Source organism: Metabacillus herbersteinensis, assembly GCF_042433335.1.
GTDB lineage: Bacteria > Bacillota > Bacilli > Bacillales > Bacillaceae > Metabacillus > Metabacillus herbersteinensis.
Genome location: NZ_JBHLVO010000001.1, coordinates 508,235 through 528,156, shown reverse-complemented (window position 1 = coordinate 528,156; position 19,922 = coordinate 508,235). Strand labels below are relative to the sequence as shown.

The 19,922-nt window shown below is 37.6% G+C and carries 22 protein-coding genes and 1 pseudogene; 19 read left to right on the top strand and 4 right to left on the bottom strand.

Features of this window, described 5'->3' with window-relative positions; translation table 11 throughout:
• Position 1: 1 nt before the first annotated feature.
• Positions 2–1,036, top strand: coding sequence for a Gfo/Idh/MocA family protein (locus tag ACFFIX_RS02650; protein ID WP_378930203.1), 1,035 nt, complete (start codon positions 2–4; stop codon positions 1,034–1,036).
• A 190-nt stretch (positions 1,037–1,226) separates the two neighbouring features.
• Here ACFFIX_RS02650 and cysK read toward each other — a convergent pair whose 3' ends face one another.
• Complete coding sequence (gene cysK / locus ACFFIX_RS02645) at positions 1,227–2,159, bottom strand: cysteine synthase A (RefSeq protein WP_378930201.1); 933 nt, start codon at positions 2,157–2,159, stop codon at positions 1,227–1,229.
• A 224-nt stretch (positions 2,160–2,383) separates the two neighbouring features.
• Between cysK and thpR the strand changes: the two genes are divergently transcribed.
• The 9 genes from thpR (at position 2,384) to ACFFIX_RS02600 (ending at position 9,508) form a co-directional block, all read left to right on the top strand.
• A complete protein-coding gene (gene thpR, locus ACFFIX_RS02640) occupies positions 2,384–2,950 on the top strand; it encodes an RNA 2',3'-cyclic phosphodiesterase (RefSeq protein ID WP_378930199.1) in 567 nt (188 codons plus the stop codon).
• Between the two features lie 18 nt (positions 2,951–2,968).
• The gene (locus tag ACFFIX_RS02635; RefSeq protein ID WP_378930197.1) at positions 2,969–3,367 is read left to right on the top strand and encodes a CidA/LrgA family protein; all 399 of its coding nucleotides are present in this window, start codon (positions 2,969–2,971) and stop codon (positions 3,365–3,367) included.
• Positions 3,364–4,050, top strand: a complete 687-nt coding sequence (locus ACFFIX_RS02630) for an LrgB family protein (protein WP_378930195.1) — start codon at positions 3,364–3,366, stop codon at positions 4,048–4,050. Before ACFFIX_RS02635 ends, ACFFIX_RS02630 begins: the two co-directional genes overlap by 4 nt.
• Positions 4,051–4,106: 56 nt before the next feature.
• On the top strand, positions 4,107–5,066 hold the full coding sequence (locus ACFFIX_RS02625; protein ID WP_378930193.1) for a nuclease-related domain-containing protein: 960 nt from the start codon (positions 4,107–4,109) through the stop codon (positions 5,064–5,066).
• A gap of 145 nt (positions 5,067–5,211) precedes the next feature.
• Positions 5,212–5,466 carry a diacylglycerol kinase family protein gene (locus ACFFIX_RS02620; RefSeq protein ID WP_512700164.1) on the top strand — a complete coding sequence of 85 codons (255 nt, stop codon included), beginning with the start codon at positions 5,212–5,214 and terminating at the stop codon, positions 5,464–5,466.
• Positions 5,432–5,509 carry a hypothetical protein gene (locus ACFFIX_RS02615; protein WP_378930367.1) on the top strand — a complete coding sequence of 26 codons (78 nt, stop codon included), beginning with the start codon at positions 5,432–5,434 and terminating at the stop codon, positions 5,507–5,509. The genes ACFFIX_RS02620 and ACFFIX_RS02615 overlap by 35 nt, the downstream gene beginning before the upstream one ends.
• A 91-nt stretch (positions 5,510–5,600) precedes the next feature.
• On the top strand, positions 5,601–6,041 hold the full coding sequence (locus tag ACFFIX_RS02610) for a diacylglycerol/lipid kinase family protein (RefSeq protein WP_378930189.1): 441 nt from the start codon (positions 5,601–5,603) through the stop codon (positions 6,039–6,041).
• 183 nt (positions 6,042–6,224) lie between these two features.
• Positions 6,225–8,381 (top strand): type I pullulanase, encoded by a 2,157-nt coding sequence (gene pulA, locus ACFFIX_RS02605; protein ID WP_378930187.1) that lies wholly within the window; start codon positions 6,225–6,227, stop codon positions 8,379–8,381.
• A 326-nt stretch (positions 8,382–8,707) separates the two neighbouring features.
• Positions 8,708–9,508 (top strand): phosphotransferase family protein, encoded by an 801-nt coding sequence (locus ACFFIX_RS02600; RefSeq protein WP_378930185.1) that lies wholly within the window; start codon positions 8,708–8,710, stop codon positions 9,506–9,508.
• On the opposite strand, the gene ACFFIX_RS02595 is transcribed toward ACFFIX_RS02600, so the two are convergent.
• Complete coding sequence (locus ACFFIX_RS02595) at positions 9,503–9,781, bottom strand: YtzH-like family protein (protein ID WP_378930183.1); 279 nt, start codon at positions 9,779–9,781, stop codon at positions 9,503–9,505. The two genes, ACFFIX_RS02600 and ACFFIX_RS02595, sit on opposite strands and share 6 nt — an antisense overlap.
• Before the next feature lie 226 nt (positions 9,782–10,007).
• Between ACFFIX_RS02595 and trmB the strand changes: the two genes are divergently transcribed.
• Together trmB and ACFFIX_RS02585 are read left to right on the top strand one after the other, a co-directional pair.
• The gene (gene trmB / locus ACFFIX_RS02590) at positions 10,008–10,676 is read left to right on the top strand and encodes a tRNA (guanosine(46)-N7)-methyltransferase TrmB (RefSeq protein ID WP_378930181.1); all 669 of its coding nucleotides are present in this window, start codon (positions 10,008–10,010) and stop codon (positions 10,674–10,676) included.
• A 118-nt stretch (positions 10,677–10,794) separates the two neighbouring features.
• Positions 10,795–11,641, top strand: a pseudogene (locus ACFFIX_RS02585) (YtnP family quorum-quenching lactonase).
• 106 nt (positions 11,642–11,747) lie between these two features.
• On the opposite strand, the gene ACFFIX_RS02580 reads toward ACFFIX_RS02585, so the two are convergent.
• Positions 11,748–12,056, bottom strand: coding sequence for a PepSY domain-containing protein (locus tag ACFFIX_RS02580; protein WP_378930179.1), 309 nt, complete (start codon positions 12,054–12,056; stop codon positions 11,748–11,750).
• 172 nt (positions 12,057–12,228) lie between these two features.
• On the opposite strand from ACFFIX_RS02580, the gene ACFFIX_RS02575 reads away from it, so the two are divergent.
• On the top strand, positions 12,229–13,302 hold the full coding sequence (locus ACFFIX_RS02575) for a M42 family metallopeptidase (protein WP_378930177.1): 1,074 nt from the start codon (positions 12,229–12,231) through the stop codon (positions 13,300–13,302).
• A 61-nt stretch (positions 13,303–13,363) separates the two neighbouring features.
• A complete protein-coding gene (locus ACFFIX_RS02570) occupies positions 13,364–13,891 on the top strand; it encodes a DUF84 family protein (RefSeq protein ID WP_378930175.1) in 528 nt (175 codons plus the stop codon).
• Positions 13,892–14,033: 142 nt separating this feature from the next.
• Here ACFFIX_RS02570 and ACFFIX_RS02565 read toward each other — a convergent pair whose 3' ends face one another.
• Positions 14,034–14,480 carry a YtoQ family protein gene (locus tag ACFFIX_RS02565; protein ID WP_378930173.1) on the bottom strand — a complete coding sequence of 149 codons (447 nt, stop codon included), beginning with the start codon at positions 14,478–14,480 and terminating at the stop codon, positions 14,034–14,036.
• Between the two features lie 153 nt (positions 14,481–14,633).
• Between ACFFIX_RS02565 and ACFFIX_RS02560 the strand changes: the two genes are divergently transcribed.
• The 5 genes from ACFFIX_RS02560 (at position 14,634) to ACFFIX_RS02540 (ending at position 19,880) form a co-directional block, all read left to right on the top strand.
• Positions 14,634–15,128, top strand: a complete 495-nt coding sequence (locus ACFFIX_RS02560) for a hypothetical protein (protein ID WP_378930171.1) — start codon at positions 14,634–14,636, stop codon at positions 15,126–15,128.
• 139 nt (positions 15,129–15,267) lie between these two features.
• Positions 15,268–15,579: a thioredoxin family protein gene (locus tag ACFFIX_RS02555; protein WP_378930169.1), complete on the top strand. Its 312-nt coding sequence runs from the start codon at positions 15,268–15,270 to the stop codon at positions 15,577–15,579.
• Positions 15,580–15,611: 32 nt separating this feature from the next.
• Complete coding sequence (locus ACFFIX_RS02550) at positions 15,612–16,412, top strand: DUF1444 domain-containing protein (RefSeq protein ID WP_378930167.1); 801 nt, start codon at positions 15,612–15,614, stop codon at positions 16,410–16,412.
• A 21-nt stretch (positions 16,413–16,433) separates the two neighbouring features.
• Positions 16,434–17,039, top strand: a complete 606-nt coding sequence (ytpR, locus tag ACFFIX_RS02545) for a YtpR family tRNA-binding protein (protein WP_378930165.1) — start codon at positions 16,434–16,436, stop codon at positions 17,037–17,039.
• A 192-nt stretch (positions 17,040–17,231) separates the two neighbouring features.
• Entirely contained in the window at positions 17,232–19,880 is a 2,649-nt protein-coding gene (locus ACFFIX_RS02540; protein WP_378930163.1) for a DNA translocase FtsK, read from the top strand.
• Positions 19,881–19,922 lie beyond the last annotated feature (42 nt).

Genomic DNA, 19,922 nt, shown 5'->3' with positions numbered 1-19,922 from the left:
TTTGAGTATTAAAGTAGGTATTATTGGATGTGGCTCGATCGCTAAACTACGCCATGCACCAGAATATAAAGCAAATCCATATGTTGACAAAATAGTCTTTTTTGACAGGAACCTAGAACGAGCTGAAGAGTTAGCTCACATGTTTGGTGGTAGTGTAGCCAATTCTGTTGAAGAACTATTGACGGACCCTACGATAGAGATTATTAGCGATTGCTCATCTAATGAATTTCATCATATCTTTTCAGCGAAAGCATTACAAAGTGGTAAACATGTATTATGTGAAAAGCCAATATCATTAACGATTGAGCATGCAACCGAGGTAGTCGAAGCTCAAAAGAAATCAGGGAAAAAATTAATGGTCGATCATAACCAACGTTTTACCCGTGCACATCAAAAGGCAAAAGAAATAATTGAAAACGAAGAGCTTGGTAAAGTACTTACATTTAGAACTACTTTTGGACACGCAGGACCTGAACATTGGGGAGTAAATAAAACAAACTCAACCTGGTTCTTTAAGAAAAATCGCTCTGCCCTTGGTGTAGCTGGTGATTTGGGTATTCATAAAATTGATTTAGTGCATTACTTATTAGGGGATGAAATTGAGCAAGTTAGCGCCTTTCAAGGAGCTCTCGACAAAGTCGATGAACATGGCGATCCTATTAAAGTAAGCGATAACATCGTATGTAGTCTAAAGACGAAACGAGGACGTATAGGTACAGCTTCTTTCTCATGGACTTATTATGGAGAAGAAGACAATAGTACGATTATCTATTGTGAAAGGGGTATTTTGAAAATATATCATCGTGATGAATACCAAATAGAAGTGATTACAAAAGAAGGAGAGAGAGTAAATTATCAACTAGAATCCATCCAAACGAACGATAACCAGACAAACAGTGGTGTGATCGACGCGTTTATTGAATGTGTACGCCTCGACAAAAATCCACTCGTGTCAGGTGATGATGCACTATCTTCTCTAAAAGTAATCCTAGGTATATTAGAAGCAGCCGAAACAAGTAGGGTTGTAACGATATAAATAAAAGTCTCTCCATACAGTCAAATGACTAAAAGGAGAGACTTATTTTGTGCTTGTGTTCTTTAAAATAAAATGGTTTATTTGCTTGATAAAGGGAGGTTTAGACCTTGAGGAAATCACTTGGATATTCTTCCTGATCCAATTTGCGGACACTTTGAGCACTTACAAATTAACCGCCCCATCCATTTAATTACCTAAAATCAAACAAATCACCCGACAAATAACGCTCACCCGTATCACACATAATGCAAACAACTATATCATCAGGTGTTAAACGTTTAGCAACTTGAATTGCCGCATAACAAGCGGCACCAGAAGATGGTCCGACTAGGATACCTTCTTTGCTTGCAAGATTTCTGGCAACCTCATAGGCGTCTTCGTCTTCTATTTTAAAAATTTCGTCGTAGACGCTCGTATTAAGTATTGATGGAATGAATCCTGGGCTCGTCCCAACTAATTTATGCTTTCCTGGTTTTCCACCGGAAAGAACGGGTGAACCTGCTGGCTCAACAACATGAACCGTTAAATCCTTGTAATGATCTTTGAGAGCTTCGCCTGTTCCAGTGATTGTGCCCCCAGTTCCTGCAGTAGCAACAAAAGCTGATAATGGCTTGCCTATTTCATCCATGGCTTCAACAATTTCTTTTGCTGTTGTATGACGGTGAGCATCAGGGTTTGCTTCATTTTCAAATTGCATCGGCAAGAAGCTGTTTGGTGTTTCCTTAACTAGTTCCTCAGCTTTTTGAATTGCTCCTGGCATTTTTTCATCCCCAGGTGTTAACACAACCTCTGCCCCGTAAGCTTTTAGAATATTAATTCGTTCTTGTGTCATTGTGTCAGGCATAACAATAATCGCTTTATAGCCTTTTGCGGCAGCATTCATTGCAAGGCCTATTCCAGTGTTTCCGCTTGTTGGTTCGATAATTGTTGAATTCGGTTTTAAAAGACCTTGTTTTTCAGCTTCAACAATCATGTTATAAGCAGCACGATCTTTTACACTACCACTTGGATTCATAAATTCTAACTTTAAATAAATATCTGCTCCACCCTCTGGTTTAAGGTGATTAAGTTTAACAAGAGGTGTATCTCCAATGAGTTCTGCCATACTGTTTACTACACGCATTTTTCGACACTTCCTTTCATTTTTTCTTTTCCAAAATCATATCATATTAGACCCCATATTCCTATGATGATACTATGCTTTAAGAAGACAGTCTCAACTGTATAAGTAGTTATTCAAGTATTATCAATAAAAAAGTAGAGTTTTTACATGTAAACAGCGTTTTTTTGTTAAAATAAGCTAAATATAGAGAAGTAATCTAAAATTGACGCAGGAGTGAATGAATTATGACACTTAAAACTCATTACTTTATTGCAGTAACTCTTCCAGAAACAACGTCAATCTTTTTTAAGAATTGGAGAGAAGAAAACAAAGACAAATATTCCTTTAGAAACTGGGTACATCATGAGGATTTACATATCACCCTCGCGTTTCTCGGACACCCAGATTCGAATGAGCAGATAGATCGCTTAAAAGAAGAACTTGAGAGTAAACTAGAAGAGATAAAGAGTTTTCAGTTAAACCTACAAGGTTTAGGAACATTTGGTAACAGTGAATCTCCGCGGATTTTTTGGGCGGGCGTGAAGCAATCTTTTGCTCTAACTGAGTTAAGAAACTGGGTTTATGAATGCTGTGAAAATGTGGGTTTTGAGTTGGATAAAAAACCTTTTCGACCTCATATTACGTTAGCAAGAAAGTGGGCGGAGAAAACTCAGTTTAAGATGACTTCAGAGCTCGAAGAAGCGTTTAAAGAAGAGAGTTTTATTGTACCTGTTACTGCCGTACATCTAGTGCGCACACATCTTGATCGTGTTCCAAAATATGAATCTGTTTATATAAAATCACTTAAATAGAAGAAAAGCAGGGATTGTATGTACGTTGTAAAAGTAATTCTTCAAATTTCATGTTTATATGGATTTTACAAGCTGGGTGAAATGCTTCAGTCATTATTGAGCCTCCCAATACCTGGAAGTATCATTGGGATGCTTCTGCTCTTCGGACTTTTATCAACGAAACTAGTTAAAAGCGAATGGTTTTTTATAGGAAGCTCATTGTTGCTTGCACACTTGCCACTTTTATTTATTCCTGCAACAGTCGGAGTGATAGATTATCTCAATTTATTCAATGGCAGTGGGCTGATAACTCTACTTATTGTTATCTTAAGTACAATCCTTGTGATGATTTCATCAGCAGGTGTAAGTCAGTTCTTTTCAAAAAGGCAGCAGCATTCTGTTCAAAATTGCGAACCAAACAGGGAGCTGGAGTTATGAATATAGGAATAGCTCTTTTGTTTATCGTGTTGATAGTTGGTGTATATGTGGTAGTAAGGCTTCTTTACAAACGCTACCCAAAGCCATTGCTTGTTCCAATCGCAACTTCAACTTTCTTCATCGTATGTATGCTCTATTTCTTTAAAATCCCTTATGAGATGTTTATGCAAGGCGGTAGGTGGATTGACGAGCTTCTTGGACCTGCTGTGGTAGCTTTGGCAATTCCGTTATATCAGCACCGAAAAACGCTCAAAAAACATATTGTCAGCATTTTTTCTAGTGTGTTTGTTGGTATGATTGTTGGTTTAGGAAGTGGTATTTTGTTAAGTCTATGGTTTGATGTTGAAGAAGTGATTATTCTATCGCTTGCACCTAAATCTGTGACGTCTCCTGTCGCGATGGACTTATCACAGCTAATCGAAGGAATTCCAGCTCTTGCCGCTGTATATGTAATGGTTGCCGGAATATCGGGTGCGGTTTTAGGGCCATATCTTTTGAAATGGTTTAAAATTCATCATCCAGTTGCTGTCGGAGTAGGTTATGGTTCGGCAGCACATGGTGTGGGGATCTCCATGGCGCTGGAAATTGGTGAAGAGCAGGGAGCAGTTAGTTCAATTGCAATGACGTTAAGTGCTATTTTTACAAGCATTCTCTGTCCGTTTTTCATCGCATTTCTCCTTTAATTATAGATGTAAAAAATAGACGAACAAGAACGGTTGGTAGTCGAGGAGGAACTAAAGTGGCGCAGTTAATCAAGCTATATGACTATATCTCGCGTTATGAATTGGATACATATCGGTATCCTAGTCAATTTATTCGCTTAAAAAAACAGCAATGGCAAAAGGTTCACACGGCTTGGGAAGGAAATACATTTGTTTCGGTTATGAAGAAAACGGATGAACTAGAGGTCCCAGAGCTTGAACAAGAGTCGTTCCTAGGCAGAATAAAAAATAAATTTAGCAAATCTAAAGATGAAGTAGAGTCCACTGAAATTAAACCATTACTAGTTGAACAAGCAACAGAAGATGAACAACTTCAAATCGAGTTTACGTCAGTACCTAAGTCTCTAGAGGAACTTAAATACCTATTCTTAGATCACATTTTTAAATTTCAGTTACGCTGGGCAAGTTCAACGATTCGTGACAAATCCTTCGTAGATAAAGCGATTTCTCGAGACGTCGACCTAAAATATTTTCTGCAACGTTTGCCCGATCATTTTCTCTTTTTGTATCACCCTGTCTTCCAGCTGAAAAATGCACCGGTAGAACTTGATATGATCATGGTGGGCCCTTCTGAAATCTATTGTATGACCCTTCTTGAAAACAACAATGAAGCGGTCTATACGGGATCAAAAGAGAGATTTTGGACCGAGATGGACGGAAATCAAGAAAAGAAGGTATTAAATCCATTAATTAGCTTAAACCGGACTAGTTCCGTTGTTCAGCAGCTCATTACAGCGAATAAATTGGACATTCCTGTAAAAAAAATCGTTGTTAGTCGAAACGGATACATTGATTTTCCTTTTGCGCCATATGATATTGACTTGCTTGATAAAAGAGCTTACGATGATTGGTTTCAGCGCATGAGAAAATCGTCATCACCAATAAAACATGTTCAACTAAAGGCAGCCCATGTGCTTCTATCTCATTGCTCGTCAAATTCCTATAAACGAACCGAGTGGAATGACCTTACCAATTAAAATAAGCGCCAAAAAGGCGTTTTTTTTGATATTACCAAAAAATTGAATAAAAATTCATTCTATCTGGTTGTTTTAAAGGTTATAATTTTAAAGAAATGAACATTTTAGTTCATTATTCATAAACTAGTATCATAATGGGGCCTATATGATGAATGGACTATTTTTTATTATAAATCCTGTTGCTGGTAATGGAAGATCAAGTAAAGTTTGGGGAAAAGTAAAGCGTGAATTAGACAAGAGAAAAATCATTTATCTCTCTTTTTTTACAGAGTGTCCTGGTCACGCTGAAGTATTGGCTAGACAAATCGCCACGATCCAAGATTATCATCTAAAAAACAATCATTGGCGTCGGTGGAGACGGAACAATTCACGAAATTGTAAACGGTTTAAATTCATTTAAACATGTGCAATTAGGGTTTTATTTCTGCCGGGACTGGGAATGATTTTGCAAGAGGCTATCAAATTCCTACTAATCCACTTAAAGCTGTTAGGAAATTACTTAATTCTAGATCGAAATCATCTAAACAATATGATATGGGCAAATTTTCATTAGGTGGAAAAGTGACTTCGAGCTATTTTGTTAACAACCTAGGTGTTGGATTCGATGCTGAGGTTGCAAAAATGGCTAGTGAGCTTTCATGGAAAAAAATCCTGAATGGTTTAAATATACAATCTCTTACTTATGTTATTGCATTAATAAAATCAATTTTCACCTATTCTCCAAGTTCAATTACCCTTACTGTTGATGAAGAGATTCATGAATTCACGAACGTCTGGTTTGTGGCTGTTTCAAATCACCCATATTATGGTGGTGGAATGAAAATTGCCCCAACAGCTAATCCGACTGATGGTAAATTAACGATTACAACTGTTCACAATCTTTCCCGGATGAAGCTGCTCTTATTGTTCGTAACTGTGTTCTTTGGAAAGCATATTGGTTTGCGTAAGGTGAAGTGTGTAGTGGTGAAAAAATAAGTATCACAAGTGAGCATGCACTTCTAATTCATGCTGATGGTGAAATTGTTGGAGAGAGTCCTGTTGTGATCGAAGTAAAAAAGGCAAGTTGGAGTCTTTCTGCATAAGGTAATTAATTTTCAATAGGTGTGGAAAGCTTTTTTGTCAATTGTTCGAGGACTCTCTTCAAGGGGGTGAGTGTTGTTGATAAATGTGAGTCGTCATTACGAAGCCTATTTGGATCATATGAGTGAAATTACCATTCTTATTGATAAAGATCAATTTAAGGGTGAGAAAAAATCCTTTAAACTTAAAAGTCCAAATCGTGAAGAAAAGCTAGTGATTAAAAAGCAGTATGAAATCGAAAAGCACGTTAAATTCATCTGTCATCTTCAGCGATATATTGATTTTTCAATCACCTATAAAATTGTAGATGAAAAAGAGGCGACTACAGATCTTCAAATTGGTGCCGTTATTCGCACGAAGGAATTTGACGATCACTTTTATTACGAAGCGAACGATTTGGGTGCTACTTATTCGAAAACAAGCACGCTCTTAAAACTATGGGCTCCGACTGCAACGGGTGTAAATATACGCTTGTATGATCAAAGTGGTTCAGAAATTAAAACGGTAAAGATGGAGAGACAAGAACGAGGCGTGTGGTTTGTTGAGTTACTAGGAGATTATCAGGGGCTGTTTTACACTTTTATCGTTTGTGTAAATTTAGTTTGGCGAGAAGCCGTTGATCCTTATGTGCAAGCCGTTTCAGCAAACGGAAAGTTGGGAGCAATTGTTGATTTAGAGAAAACAAGGATTGAAACACATACACCAAAACCGCTTGTCAATTTAACAGATGCAATTCTTTACGAAGTTCACATTCGAGACTTTTCATCACACCCTAATAGTGGCATTGATGCAAAAGGGTTGTATGGGGGGTGGTTAGAATTTCCGACGAGCCACGTAAGCGGTGTTTCGACAGGCCTTTCTTATCTAAAAGAATTAGGTGTTACACATGTGGAAATGCTACCTTTTAATGACTATGAAGGTGTCGATGAAATAAACCCAAGGGAATCCTACAATTGGGGCTATAATCCGCTTCATTTTAATGCACCGGAGGGAAGCTATTCAAAAGAGCCAAGAAATCCTTATAAACGAATTCAAGAGCTCAAAAAGGTGATACAAACTCTGCACCAAAACGGTCTTAGAGTTATCATGGACGTTGTATATAACCATGTGTATATAAAAGAAACTTCATCCTTTGAGAAAACGGTTCCTGGATATTACTTTAGGTACGACGAACATGGACTTCCTTCCAACGGAACAGGCGTAGGAAATGATCTTGCCTCAGAACGCTTGATGGTAAAAAAGTTCATTCTAGATTCTGTTCGTTTTTGGCTGAGCGAATATGATGTAGATGGCTTCCGTTTTGATTTAATGGGGATTTTAGATATAGAAACGATGAATGCGGTTGATCAAGAAGTTCGTCAATTAAAACAAGATGCGCTTATTTTAGGAGAAGGCTGGGACTTGCAAACTCCCCTAGCATATGAAAGGAAAGCCATCATCGCAAATGCGAATGCTATGCCAGCAATTGCATTTTTTAACGATCAATTTCGAGACCATATAAAGGGTAGTACTTTTCATTTGGAAGATGTGGGGTTTGCTTTAGGAAGCATTCATAAGCAAGTAGAAACAAAAAAAGCAATCGCTGGATCCATCTCGTTTCCAGGGCATTTTGAAGGCATTTTCAGGCAACCACATCAAACCATTAACTATGTTGAGTCTCACGACAATCACACAATGTGGGATAAATTAGAGATTAGTGTTAACCATGAAACAGAAGAAATAAGAAGGGCAAGACAAAGACTAGCCACAAGCATTGTTCTGCTCTCTCAAGGGATTCCTTTTCTCCATAGTGGTCAGGAATTTTACCGAACGAAAAAAGGAACTGAGAATAGCTACAAATGCCCTGACCAGGTCAATTGGTTGGATTGGGATCTACGCTATCACTATCGAAAAGATGTTGAGTACATCGCGAATTTGATAAAACTCAGAAAAAATCACCCAGCGTTTCGTCTTCCATCAGCAGAGCTAATTCATAGACACCTCTCGTTCTTAGATTCAGAACCTACTCTCCTGATTTATCAGCTAAAAGATGTAGGAAAGCATGACCAATGGCGAAACATTTTAGTCATTCACCATAATCAACAAAAACACCAAACTATTTCACTTCCAAATGAAGGAAGCTGGTTTGTTGCATGTACACCCGATTCATTGTTTGAGGAAAATAAGAGAATAATGGTACACACATCAACCTTTCCAATTGATGCTATTGGGACATACGTCTTGTATCAATGGTAGAATGAATTAGTTTTTCTTGACTAGTATAATAAAAAGACGATAATATTTAGAAGGATGGCTATCAGTGAACATCACGTAGCTGTCCTTTTTATTTCTAATTGCATGTTTAAAATAATGATTAGTTTCTTATTAATTTAGAGAATTAAAGAATTTCTGAATCCAGCTCCAGCGCCTAGCCCCTCGAGGTCATAAGTCAATTCTAAATTGAAGGCAAAGAACGCCTTCTATTTAGAATCGTTTTATGCTATGCCTGAGGCTGACCAAGGCGCTTGCGCTTTTTTACAAGCACGTCAAAACTTTTATGAAATGTTGGGTTGAAATTGAAGGTGAACTGGTTGGAACACTTATTAGGTAGTGAGTGGGAGGTATCTCCTGCAGGCGGAGCAACAGGGGATGCGTTTTTCGCCAAATGTGAAGGTCAAGAACTCTTTTTAAAACGTAACAGTTCTCCATTTTTAGCTGTGCTATCTGCTGAAGGCATTGTGCCCAAACTTTTATGGACAAAAAGAATGGAAAATGGTGATGTCATTACTGCTCAGCATTGGCATAGTGGACATGAGTTGAAGCCAAATGATATGAGTGGCAAAAATGTGGCCGAGCTACTTCATAAAATTCACCACTCGAAAGAATTATTAGATATGCTAAAACGTTTGGGGAAGCAACCGCTTACTCCAACTTCTATTTTAGAAGATATAAAGCAAGCAGTTGAATTAGAAGGATTAAATCAACTTATTATTAAACAAGCGCTTGCCCTACTTGAAAAACAACTAGCTGATGTCGTTTTTGAAGACCATGTTGTTTGTCATTGTGACGTGAATCACAATAACTGGCTTTTAACAGATACAAATCACCTTTACCTCATTGATTGGGACGGCGCAATGATTGCTGACCCAGCCATTGATATCGGCATTTTATTATATTGGTACATTGATGAAAATCAGTGGGAAGAATGGCTAGCTGCGTATGGTTTACAGCTAGATGATCAAATGGTAACCCGCATTTATTGGTATGTTCTTGCCCAAGCTATTACATCCGTCCTTTGGTATCACACAAAGAATGATCAAAAGGATTTAGGAAATTGGCTAAATCGCCTACAAACGATCGTAACTAAAATTTCTTCATTATGAAAAAGAGTCAATATCATTGATCCACCTGGATAAATGACCTTGATGTGATTGAATGTGATCATTCAATTCAGAAGAGTTTACTCCTGACTGACTATATGTGTAAATATCTTGAAGAACACTTTTTACATTCTGATCTAGCTGTGTGTTAACCATTAACGATTTAATGACTCGTTCAAGCTGCTCACATTCAGCGACGGTTCCACAGCAATCACTTTGATGTTCAGATAAGATATCTTTTAACAAACCAACTTGATGGTGATAATCTATAGGCATGAGTTAATCATCCTTTCACTTTACATATATGTATAATGTGCCTAGGGTTACCTGGAATTATACGAACCCGGAAAAGGAGCAATTCCAATATGGAGTAGCTCCTTTTCTTTTCGTAGGATTGAATAATTTACTACTTGGTGTTTTTTCCAATCACGAAAATAATCTTGCCTACACTATTGTTTCATGTTATCTTTTAAAACGATATTAAAGAGATAGAGGTGTTTAAATGCGTATGCGTAACAAGCCTTGGGCAATTGATTTTATTGCAGATCATCCCCAATTTGTGATATCGAATCCAACAGAAGCAAAAGGTAAATGGCATGAGATTTTTGGAAATTCTCATCCAATTCATATAGAAGTTGGTACAGGAAAAGGTCAATTCATTACCGGTATGGCAGGGCAAAATGACTCGATAAATTATATAGGAATTGAACTATCTGAAAGCATTATCGTTACTGCACTTCAAAAGGCGATTGAAGTTGATTTACCTAATCTTAAGCTGTTAAATGTAAATGCTGAAAAATTAACGGAGTACTTTGAAGATGGTGAAATTGACCGAGTTTATTTAAACTTCTCAGATCCATGGCCAAAGCCACGACATGCGAAGCGTCGACTAACGTTCAAAACGTTCCTTTCTATTTACGAGAGAATTTTAGTTGATGGTGGCGAAATTCACTTTAAGACAGATAATCAAGGCCTGTTCGAGTACTCACTAACAAGCTTTTCAGAATATGGACTAAGGTTGCAATATGTTAGCTTGGATTTACACAACAGCAAGTTTGAAGGAAACATCATGACAGAATACGAAGAAAAGTTCTCAGGACTGGGGCAACGTATTTACCGTTCAGAAGTGAAATTTTTAAACGAGAAACTCAGGACCAATAAGTGGTTTTGAGTTTTTTCGTTTGTGATTAAGTAGGCCGTGAAACTGAGATCTGTCTTCTAAAAGCAGTGGAGCTTTTTACATCACGTTCACTCTTTTCATGTGATATGATGAAAGCGGAGGGGATAAAATGGAAACGCTTCAAATAGGTCAAACAAAGTTAACATGGTTAAATGGAGGAGACACACATTTAGACGGTGGTGCGATGTTTGGTGTAGTGCCAAAAGCACTTTGGTCTAAAAAAGTATCCTGTAAATGAAAAAAATCTAATTGAATTAAGAACAGACCCAATATTAGTGCAAAAAAACGGAGTAAACCTTTTAATTGATACAGGCGTTGGTTCTGGAAAAATGAATGAAAAACAATTAAGAAATTTTGGTGTCACTGAAGAGTCGAGCGTCGATACTTCGTTAAAATCACTAGGATTAACACGTGATGATATTAATATTGTTATCATGACTCATCTGCATTTTGATCATGCAAGTGGATTAACAATGTGGGAAGATGATGAACTTGTTTCAGCATTTAAACAAGCGAAAATTTTTACCTCAAAAATAGAATGGGAAGAAATGCAACTACCGAATATTCGCTCGAAAAATACATATTGGCTAGAAAATTGGGAGTCCATTCAAAATCAAATCGTCACGTTTCAAGATCAAATCGAAGTAGTTGAGGGCATTACGATGTTTCATAGCGGCGGACATAGTGATGGACATAGTGTTGTTGTGATAAAGGATTCAGATGAATCAATTGTACACATGGCAGATTTAATGCCAACCCATGCGCACAAGCATGTTCTTTGGGTATTAGCTTATGATGATTACCCAATGACCTCAATTGAACAAAAGCAAAAGTGGCTACCATACGCGCAAAAACAAAATGCATGGTTAACTTTTTACCATGATGCGTATTACCGAGCGATCAAGTGGAATAGTGAAGGTGAAATTGTTAAGAAGGTTGAAAGAAACAGGGTCTGAAATTAGACCCTGTTAGTTTTTGTTTAACCCTTTAATTTGCGTGTGGGCCGCCGACTATTGAGCTGGTTCGACCAACTTTGGAGAGCGAGTGCCCAACTAATCATATCTAGACCCTGTTCACTTCTAATATCGTGCCTGTAGTTGCATCAACGATTGTTTCGTATTGTTCAACTTCTCCATCAGCTGTTCGAGTGATCCCAGTTTTGTATATTTGATAGGTAAGATCATTTTTTTTATATTCCTCAGGCACTGTATAAATCCATGATCCATCAATTTTGCCACGTTGTTTAAATGCCTTTTTAACAATATGTAGAGCTTTATCAGAAGAAATCGTTGCTGGTTTTAATTGACTACTTGCTAAATACGTAAGTGCTGCCCCAATTCCAATGCCAAGGAAAAATTGATTCCACCTCATAATTTCTCACCTATCCCCTTCGGTTACGTTCTACTTTAAAGTATACAAAAAGAATGGTGACTTGTTAAGTTGAATGGTAATTCTGGAAAGGCTTGCAAAATACATGTAAAATAGGTTTCATACATAGTAAGAGGTTCTCTCGCGTTAGAAAATAGCAAAGGGGTTTTAAAATATGAATCACGAAACATTAGAGTTATTTAAAACATTAACTGAACTGCCCGGTGCGCCAGGTAACGAGCATGCTGTTAGGTCATTCATGAGATCGGAAATTGAAAAATACACCGAAGAAATTGTCCAAGATCGTTTAGGTGGTATCTTTGGAGTAAAACGAGGAGAGCAAAACGGTCCTACTATCATGGTTGCTGGACATATGGATGAAGTGGGCTTTATGGTGACGGCGATTACGGATAATGGAATGCTCCGTTTTCAACCTCTTGGTGGCTGGTGGAGTCAAGTATTGCTTGCTCAACGTGTTGAAATTATTACCGACAACGGTCCAGTAATTGGGGTAATCGGATCAATTCCACCTCACTTATTAAGTGAAGATCAACGTAAACGTCCTATGGAAATGAAAAACATGCTAATTGATATTGGTGCTGATAGCCGCGCGGATGCGAAGGATATTGGAATTAAGCCTGGTCAACAAGTAGTTCCTATTTGTCCTTTCACTCCTATGGCAAATCCGAAAAAAATTCTCGCAAAAGCATGGGATAACCGTTATGGATGTGGCCTTGCAATTGAACTTTTAAAAGAAATAAAAGATACAACGTTGCCTAATACCTTGTATTCTGGTGCAACGGTTCAAGAAGAAGTTGGCTTACGGGGAGCTCAAACTGCAGCAAACATGATTAAACCAGACTTGTTTTTTGCTTTAGATGCTAGTCCAGCTAATGACATGAGTGGAGACAAAAAAGAATTCGGGCAGCTTGGTAAGGGTACTCTTCTTCGTATTCTTGATAAATCAATGGTTACCCACCGTGGCTTACGTGAATATGTATTAGATATGGCAGAAACAAATAAAATTCCCTATCAATATTTCGTGTCACAAGGAGGAACAGATGCTGGTCGAGTTCATATAACAAATGAAGGCGTTCCATCTGCAGTGGTAGGAATTTGCTCCCGCTACATTCACACGCATGGCTCAATTATCCATGTTGATGATTATGCAGCTGCAAAAGAGCTTCTTGTGAAGTTAGTAACATCATGTGATCAAACTACGGTAAATACAATTAAAGAAAATTCATAATATACAGGAAGGGAGAAATCACTTATTGGTTTCTTCCTTCTATTTTTCAGGAGGAATTATTTTGAAGATTGCGATCGGTACCACAAACCCAACAAAGGTAAATGCCGTTAAGGAGGCATTTGCAAGCCTTATCTCGGCTGAATTTCAAGCTGTTTCAGTTGCTTCTGGTGTTGCTGAGCAACCACTTTCTGATGAAGAAACAATATCAGGAGCGATCAATCGAGCTAATGCTGCACGTTTAGAATGTGATGTAACAATTGGTATTGGGCTGGAGGGAGGAGTAGTTAAAACAAAAATGGGCTACTTCTTATGCAATTGGGGAGCGATAATTGATGGAAACAACGAACCAATTGTAGCCGGAGGATCAAGAATTCTTCTTCCAACTGAATTGGGAGAGCAAGTATTTAATGGTAAAGAGCTTGGAGATGTTATGGACGAGTATACGAATCAGCATAATGTCCGACAAAATGAAGGAGCAATCGGAATTTTTACAAGCGGATATGTGAATCGAACGGAAATGTTCACACATCTCTCAAAGCTATTGCTTGGGCAATATTTGTTTAGTACGCAATCAGGTAATGAGAATTGAACGAACAAATAGGTTCACTTTACCTTTGGTTCTCGTGCAAATATCGAGATTCCCGTGCACAATTATCCAAAATTCTCTTGAAATCATCTCCGAATCATGCTCAAAACTGTAAAATCAAAAAAGAGTAAGCGCACCTTGTGCCCTACTCCTGATCAAAAATATAACGAAGCACTTTCATAGCTTGTTCTACGCTCTCAACCGTAACATTTGCTTTATTGGAAAGCTCTTTCAACGGATGGTGGAGATGCTCAGGACGAATTAAGATGAGTGGTTTGTTTAGGGCAATTGCAGAACTAGCATCCATCGCTGTGTTCCACTGTTTATATTTTTCACCGAAAAGCGCAATCACGATGTCGGACTTATTCATTAGGACACTTGTACGGAAGTTATTAATTTTAGAAGCTGCTTCATCTTTAAAAATTGAATTATGCTGCTCTCCAATGATTTCCTCTCCAATTTCATCTGATCGACTGTGATTTTCCATTGGACCAACGAAAGTAATTGGAAGACGATGTTCAGAGGCTCTTTCCTTAATTTCATCACGCCAATGACTATGTATTTCTCCAGCTAAATAAACGACAAATTCCAATTTCAGTTCCTCCAATTTTTTACTTTTCATCTAACTAACCTAGTTTATACCCGAAAAAATACTACTTAAAACATGATACTCTTGTCAATACTAAAAAAATAGGGTTATTATAGTAATTAGGTTCTATTTTCCTAGTAAGGAGGAGTATTAGTAATGAAGCAATTTGCATTTATACCATTATTATTCATTCTTTTATTAGTAGGCTGTGCGGTATCGGATGAGGAACTTAAAACAACAACTACCGAGAATGTTCAGCAAGGGTTTAAAGCCGAGCCTCAAAAACCAAATGAAGATGGTGGCCCTTTTTCCTATTTCCTACCAGAGGGATTTGAGATAAAGAAGACAAAAAACTCGAACATTCTTCTTGAAGAAGATGGACAACGGTTTATTTTATTCTCGAATGAAAATGAGGAAAATAATAGCCAAGTCTCTTATCAAACTCTAGCTAGCCAATATAAGAATCCAGTCATCCAAGAAACAATTGAAGATAAAAATCGATTCGGTTATGTTTTTGTGAATGAAATCGAAAAAAATACGTATGAAGTGACGATTGGGATCGGTGGTACGAAGATGACGACCGAAACAAAAAGTCAGAACGTAGCTGAAAGCGCAAAAATGATGATGACAATTGTTTCATCAGTTCAATAATTTTAGATACTCTTGCCCTCGGATAGAACCGGGGGCATTTATTTTTCTTTTGAACGCGGAGTTTGGTATGATCCAATTAGATACTTTTTAATAAATATAATCAACCTAATAGATCAACTAATTGATGGAGGTTAAAAAAATGAAAAAGCTGCAATCAATGGATGAATTCAAGGAATTAATGAATCTGGATTATGTCATTTTTATGTTTTCAGCAGATTGGTGTCCAGATTGTCGTGTTATCGACCCTATTCTACCCGAGATTGAGCAGGAGAATAATCAATATACGTTTTATTACGTAGACCGTGATCAGTTTATTGATTTATGTGTGGAGCTAAATGTGTTTGGTATTCCAAGCTTTGTTGCGTTTCATAAGGGAGAAGAAATAGGGAGATTGGTTAATAAAGAACGAAAAACGAAAGAACAAATACAAGAATTTGTTAACACGCTATAGGAACTTTAAAAAACAAGAGGGGAGGACATCTTATGAAAATGACATCAAGAATAATGGTTGAAAAAATTAAGGAGAAATTAGCAGAACGAGATTGGACGTTTTCTTTTGATCGTGAAAAAGACACGTTGCGAATTGAAAATAGTAGCTTAAACAAAGGTGTAACACTTTCACTTCCAGGAATTATTGCAAAATGGGAGACTCGAAAAGAAGATGCTTTAATTGAAGTCGTCTATTATGTAGAAGAGGCTCTCTCAGTAATGGGCGATTCCCATACACTATCTGGAAAAGAGAAGTCGATTTTCCCTGTTATTCGTTCGACGTCTTTTACAAAAGAAACAAGTGACGGAGTTCCGCTCCTGTTTTTAGCACACACAGCTGAGACAAGAATTTATTATGCGCTGGACCTTGGAACAACGTATAAATTAATTGATCAAACTATGATGGAGAAGGAAAACTGGACAGCTGAACGAATTAAGGAAAGCGCCATGTTTAACCTACGCTCATTGGAGACGAAGTATAAAGAAGATTCGGTAGCAGGTAATACCTTTTATTTCTTCAACTCAAATGATGGCTATGATGCAAGTAGAATCCTAAATGACTCCTTACTTCTAGCTTTTCAAGAAAAAATGGAGGGGAATATGGCAGTTGCCGTTCCTCATCAAGATGTATTAATTGTCGTCGATGTGAAGAATGAAACGGGCTATGACATTTTAGCGCAATTAACGATGAGCTTTTTTGCAAGTGGTACGATACCAATTACTGCACTTTCTTTTTTATATGAAAAAGAGGAACTAGAACCAATCTTTATTCTAGGTAAAAATAAACCGAAATAATTTGTTGGAAGGAAGATATTTGTGAACGTTTTTTATAACCTTGAAGGAGTGGGGGACACTCTGCTGATTTCGTTAAAGGACATTTCTCTAGAAAATCGGGACATTGAAACAAAGGAAGATGTTGTCAGGATTTTCAATAAGCAAACTGGAGAAACTGCTGGTTTCAATATTTTTCAAGCTTCTACATATTCCCCTATCATTGAAAATGGTGTGGTTGAAATAACGGAAGAGATGATCAAGCAAATTAATCAGATTCTCCAAAAGAATGGCTTCTCAGAAACGGTGGAGGTCGATTTGTCACCAAAGTTTGTCGTTGGACATGTTCTAACAAAAGAGAAGCACCCCAATGCAGACAAGCTAAATATTTGCCAAGTAGACATTGGTTCAGAGACTCTACAAATCGTTTGTGGAGCGCATAATGTTGAACAAGGACAAAAGGTTGTTGTTGCAAAGGTTGGAGCGGTTATGCCAAGTGGGCTAGTGATTAAGGATGCCGAATTACGAGGAGTTGCTTCAAGTGGGATGATTTGTTCTGCAAAAGAACTTGATATCCCAAATGCACCTCAAGAAAAAGGAATTTTAGTACTTAATGAAGACCGTGATACAGGAACGCCTTTTCTAGGTTAATATCTTAACTACCTCTCAACCAATGATAAAGGTAGCGTACACCCAAAAATTCTCACAATAAAACGTAGAGTCTACTAAGCCCTAGTCACTAGTAATTAATCTAGTGGCTTTTTTTATCTACAAAATCAGACAAATATTGATACAATAGAGAAGCTAGACTTTTATAATTGAAATTTTGAAAGAGTGATAAATATGAGTTGGGTATCGAAATTTATTCAGTATTTTGTAAGTGATTCTGATGAGGAAGAATTGCATGAAGAATTTAAACCACGTGAAAAAGAATATAAAAAGATTCAACAGGAACAATCGATGAATGAAAGTGAAAAAAAAGAAATTGAAACAAAAGTATCGTATCAATATCCAAAAGGTAACTTCCGCTTTCCACTTATTCTCGACGAAAGCGGTAAAAAAGGAACAATAAACAGACAGCATAATCTAAAATACGAAGAAAAAAAAACACCAAACTATCGAGAACTGAAAAGTCGAACGCGAGAGCAATCATCTTTTAAGGAAGTAAAAGATAAAAAACATTTTTCTCCAACCGAAATTCCATCTCCCATTTATGGCTTTCATTCTCGTTATAAGCAGGAGAGCGACTTATATCCATCTGCTTTAAGCGATCAAAGTACTAAATCTGAAGTACCTTTGCAAGAAAAACTCAATGAGGATTATGTACACTTAAATTTAGTGGGAAAATTAATGGACAAAAGTAACACTGTAATAGGAAATCAACCCTTCATTGAACAAGAGGAAGCTCGTCAGAATCACCCTGAATCAGTTCAACTAACTGAAGAAGTTCAACATGATGAGGAAGATCAAAAGGGTGTCGATATTTTTGAATACCGTGAGATGGAAGAGCCCTTGGACCACGAGAATTCTAAATCTATTCATCAGGAACCCGAACATTTTTTTAGTGGCCAACCTCTGAAGAGTCACACTGAATTAACAATAGAGGAAGCACCGCCAGTTGAGACGCAAAGAGAAATCAATTTAGAAGAAACACCGCCAGTTGAGACGCAAAGAGAAATCAATTTAGAAGAAGCACCGCCAGTTGAGACGCAAAGAGAAATCATTTTAGAAGAAACGCCAGTTGAGACGCAAAGAGAAATCATTTTAGAAGAAACGCCAGTTGAGACGCAAAGAGAAATCATTTTAGAAGAAACGCCAGTTGAGACGCAAAGAGAAATCATTTTAGAAGAAACGCCGCCAGTTGAGACGCAAAAAGAAATCATTTTTGAGGAAACGCCTCACATTGAAATGGCAAAAGAAGTAATCGTTGAAAAAACTCTACCTGAAAAAGAGAGTACCAGAGCAAACGACCGATTAACATTAACTCATTCAACAGAGAAAAAATCAACGATTCCTTTTAATGTTTTAATGTTGAATCGTGACAAGCAAAAGATGCCTGCACGGGAAGCTGAAGGTGCATATTCGTTTCCTTCGCTATCATTCCTAGATGTACCACAAAATAATGTGATTGAAGACACAACATGGTTGAATGACCAGAAAGAGCTATTAAATTTAACGCTCAAGAACTTTAATGTACGCGCACAGGTTGTCAATGTCACACAGGGTCCATCAGTTACAAGGCTTGAAGTGCATCCAGAGCCAGGTGTGAAGGTTAATAAGATTACCAACCTAAGTGACGATATCAAACTTAGCTTGTCTGCTAAGGACATTCGCATCGAAGCCCCAATCCCAGGGAAAAATACAATTGGCATAGAAGTGCCAAATAAGCATAGTAAAATGGTGTTCTTACGTGAGATTTTGCGTAGCCCTGAATTTAGAAATAATCCGTCACCAATGACTGCAGTATTAGGTTTAGATATTTCCGGTCTTCCAGTGGTTACAGATTTAAAAAAAATGCCACATGGTCTAATAGCAGGTGCAACAGGATCAGGAAAAAGTGTTTGTATTAATACGATTCTTGTTAGCTTGTTGTATAAGGCAGCACCACATGAAGTTAAATTGTTGTTAATTGATCCTAAAATGGTTGAACTCTCGCCATATAATGAAATTCCCCATTTGGTTAGTCCGGTGATTACAGATGTGAAGGCTGCCACAGCTGCACTAAAATGGGCGGTTGAAGAGATGGAACGCCGTTATGAATTGTTTGCACATTCAGGGGCGCGGGAAATAACTCGTTATAATCAAATGGTAAAGGAACATAAAACGGGTGAGCATTTACCTTACTTACTGATTGTAATCGATGAGTTAGCAGATTTAATGATGGTCGCTCCTAGTGATGTAGAAGAAGCGATTTGTCGGATCGCTCAGAAGGCAAGAGCTTGTGGTATTCACTTAATTGTCGCTACTCAGCGTCCGTCTGTGGACGTTATTACAGGCTTAATTAAAGCAAATATTCCAACGCGAATTGCTTTTTCCGTATCATCTCAAGTGGATTCTCGAACGATTATTGATGTGAGTGGAGCAGAAAAGCTCTTGGGACGGGGAGATATGCTATTTTTAGAAAATGGTTCGTCAAAAGCAGTACGTCTTCAAGGCACATTTGTATCAGATGACGAAATTGAACGAGTCGTAAGCTATGTGAAAAAGCAAATGAAACCTGAATACTTATTTCAACAAGAAGAATTAATAAAAAGAGCGGCTATTCAAGCAGATGAAGATGAATTATTTTTTGAAGCATGTGAATTTGTGCTCTTACAAGGTGGAGCATCAGCCTCAGGGTTACAAAGAAGATTCCGAATTGGCTACAATCGTGCAGCACGATTAATGGACATGATGGAGGAGCAAGGAATTATCTCTGGAAATCGCGGTAGTAAACCGAGAGACATTCTAATTACTGGTGAGGATTTGAATATTCTACAAGAAAACAATTAATTAATCTTCATGAATTCTGTTCTTCTACTTTATGAATGTGTA